Origin of the sequence: Halochromatium sp. (assembly GCF_046541315.1) — a bacterium.
In the GTDB taxonomy this organism is placed as follows: Bacteria; Pseudomonadota; Gammaproteobacteria; order Chromatiales; family Chromatiaceae; genus Lamprobacter.
On record NZ_JBKHDN010000296.1, the window covers coordinates 1 to 2,552 of the forward strand.

Genomic DNA, 2,552 nt, shown 5'->3' on the forward strand with positions numbered 1-2,552 from the left:
CCGGTCGACATCGTCTATCTCGGCGAGACCATCTGCTCGAAGCGCAACCAGGTCCGCTACGAGGACTGGCTCGCGCTCGCCGAGCGCCTCGCCGAGCATGGCAAGGAGGTGGTGCTCTCGACCCTGACCCTGCTCGAGGCTGAATCCGAACTCAAGCGCCTGCGCGCGATCTGCGAGCAGGATCGGTTCATGGTCGAGGCCAACGACATGGGCGCCGTGCATCTGCTCGCCGGCCGCCCGTTCGCGATCGGCCCCAGCGTTAACTGCTACAACGATCGCACCCTCGGCGTGCTCGCCAAGCAGGGGCTCAAGCGTTGGACGCTGCCGGTCGAGCTGACCCGCGAGACCCTTGAGCAGATGCAGCGTGCCAAGCCTGCTGGCGTCGAGACCGAGGTCATGGCCTATGGTCGGCTGCCGCTGGCCTACTCGGCACGCTGTTTCACCGCCCGGCACAAGGATCTGCCCAAGGACGACTGTCGCGACGTCTGCCTCGACTACCCGGATGGCCTCGTCGTCAACACCCAGGACGATCAGGCCTTCCTGGTGCTCAATGGCATCCAGACCCAGTCCGCGCACACGGTCAACCTGCTCGCCGAACTGCCGGCGATGCGTGCGCTTGGCGTCGATATCCTGCGCATCAGCCCGCAATCGCAGCGGATGGACCAGGTGATCGAGATGTTCTACCAAGCGCTCAGCGATACGCTCGACTCCGCCGAGGCCAGCGCTCAGCTCAATACGCTGATGCCGGTCGGTCCTTGCGATGGCTACTGGCACGGCGAGGCCGGGATGGCGGCGACGGCTGCCTGACCAGCAGGCGAGCAGGTCCGGCAAGGTCCGCAGATTTGAGAGCAGTTAATCGGTCTCCACCGAGCATCCCGTCCAGCACGGGGGATCGCTCCTGATGAGCAACTGGCGATGCACGATGAGCAAAGCACGCTTCTTCAACACCGCCGGCCCTATTGACTGCGCCGAGCATTATTGCCTGGACCCCTTGGCGCGCATCGATCTGCAGGATCTGGAAGAGCTGATCGCTCAGCAACGCTACTTTGTCCTCCATGCACCGCGTCAGACCGGCAAGACCTCGTCGCTGCTGGCCTTGATGCACTACCTGAACGCCCAGGGACGTTACCGCTGCGTCTATACCAACGTCGAGGCGGCCCAAGCCGCGCGCGAGGACGTACCGGCAGCCATGCAAGCGATGCTCAACAGTCTCGCCACTTGGGCGCGACAGCTGGCCGACGACTCCTTCCCCAGTCAGCACTGGTCTGCGGTGCTGGCCGAGGCCGGCCCTTATGAAGCCTACGCTGAGCTGCTCAGTCGCTGGGCGCAGCACAGCGAGCAGCCGTTAGTGCTGCTGATCGACGAGATCGATAGTCTGATCGGCGATACCCTGATCACGATCCTGCGCCAACTGCGCTCCGGCTATCCCAAGCGCCCCGCCAACTTCCCGCAAACCGTCATCCTCTGCGGCGTGCGCGACGTGCGTGACTACCGCATTCATTCAGCCCGTTCCAAAGAGATCATCACAGGCGGCAGCGCCTTCAACATCAAGGCCGAGTCGATCCGCATGGGCGACTTCAGCGAGGCCGATGTCCACAGCCTCTTTCAGCAGCACACCGACGAGACCGGCCAGCCCTTCACCGCCGAGGCGCTCGAGCGCGCCTGGCACTGGACCCAAGGTCAGCCCTGGCTGGTCAACGCGATCGGCTATCAGGTCAGCTTCCGCCGCAAAGACCTGCGTGATCGCTCCATCAGCATCGACGCCGAGGCCATCGACGAGGCCGCCGAGACCCTGATCCAGCGCCGCGACACCCATCTCGATCAACTCACCGACAAGCTCCAGGAGCCGCGCGTGCGGCGCGTTATCGCACCGCTGCTCGCCAGCGAGGACGAGCCCGAGCATCTGCCGTTCGACGATGTGCAGTATGTTCACGACCTAGGCCTGATCCGGATGACCGGGCAGCTCGCCATCGCCAATCCGATCTACCGCGAGATCATCCCGCGCACGCTGATCGACACCACCAGTCTGACCATCAGCCAGCAGCCGACCTGGTACATCCTGCCTGACGGTCGGCTCGATCTGAGCAAACTGCTTGCGGCCTTCCAGATCTTCTTCCGCGAGCATTCCGAGCACTGGATCGAGCGCTTCGCCTACAAGGAGGCCGGCCCGCAATTGCTGCTGCAGGCCTTCCTGCAACGCATCGTCAACGGCGGCGGGCGCATCGAGCGCGAGTATGGCCTGGGGCGGCTGCGCACCGATCTGCTGCTACGCTGGCCCTATGGTGAAAACCAACAGCACACTGCAGTACTGGAACTGAAGCTGCTACACAAGAGCTTGGAGAAGACCCTAGCCCAAGGCCTGGAGCAGACTTGGGCCTATGCCGACAAAAGCAGCGCAGACGAGGCCCATCTGGTGATCTTCGACCGCCACAAGCGACCCTGGGCAGAGAAGCTGTTTCAGCGCGATGAGACCCTGCGCGGGCGGGTGATTCGGGTCTGGGGGATGTAGAACGCTAGGTCAAGGTCCGCTTCTACTGCATCGACATCCCGGA

At 63.8% G+C, this 2,552-nt stretch carries 2 protein-coding genes; both read left to right on the plus strand.

Features of this window, described 5'->3' with window-relative positions; genetic code table 11:
- A partial coding sequence (locus tag ACLFQI_RS13345; RefSeq protein ID WP_410760058.1) for a U32 family peptidase occupies window positions 1-807 on the plus strand: 807 nt, incomplete at its 5' end.
- 115 nt (window positions 808-922) lie between these two features.
- Window positions 923-2,509, plus strand: coding sequence for an AAA-like domain-containing protein (locus tag ACLFQI_RS13350; protein ID WP_410760060.1), 1,587 nt, complete (start codon window positions 923-925; stop codon window positions 2,507-2,509).
- The last annotated feature ends 43 nt before the right edge of the window (window positions 2,510-2,552 follow it).

Coding starts and splice junctions, on each gene's coding strand:
- ACLFQI_RS13350 (WP_410760060.1), top strand. CDS start 923: ATGAGCAAAGCACGCTTCTTCAACACCGCCGGCCCTATTGACTGCGCC.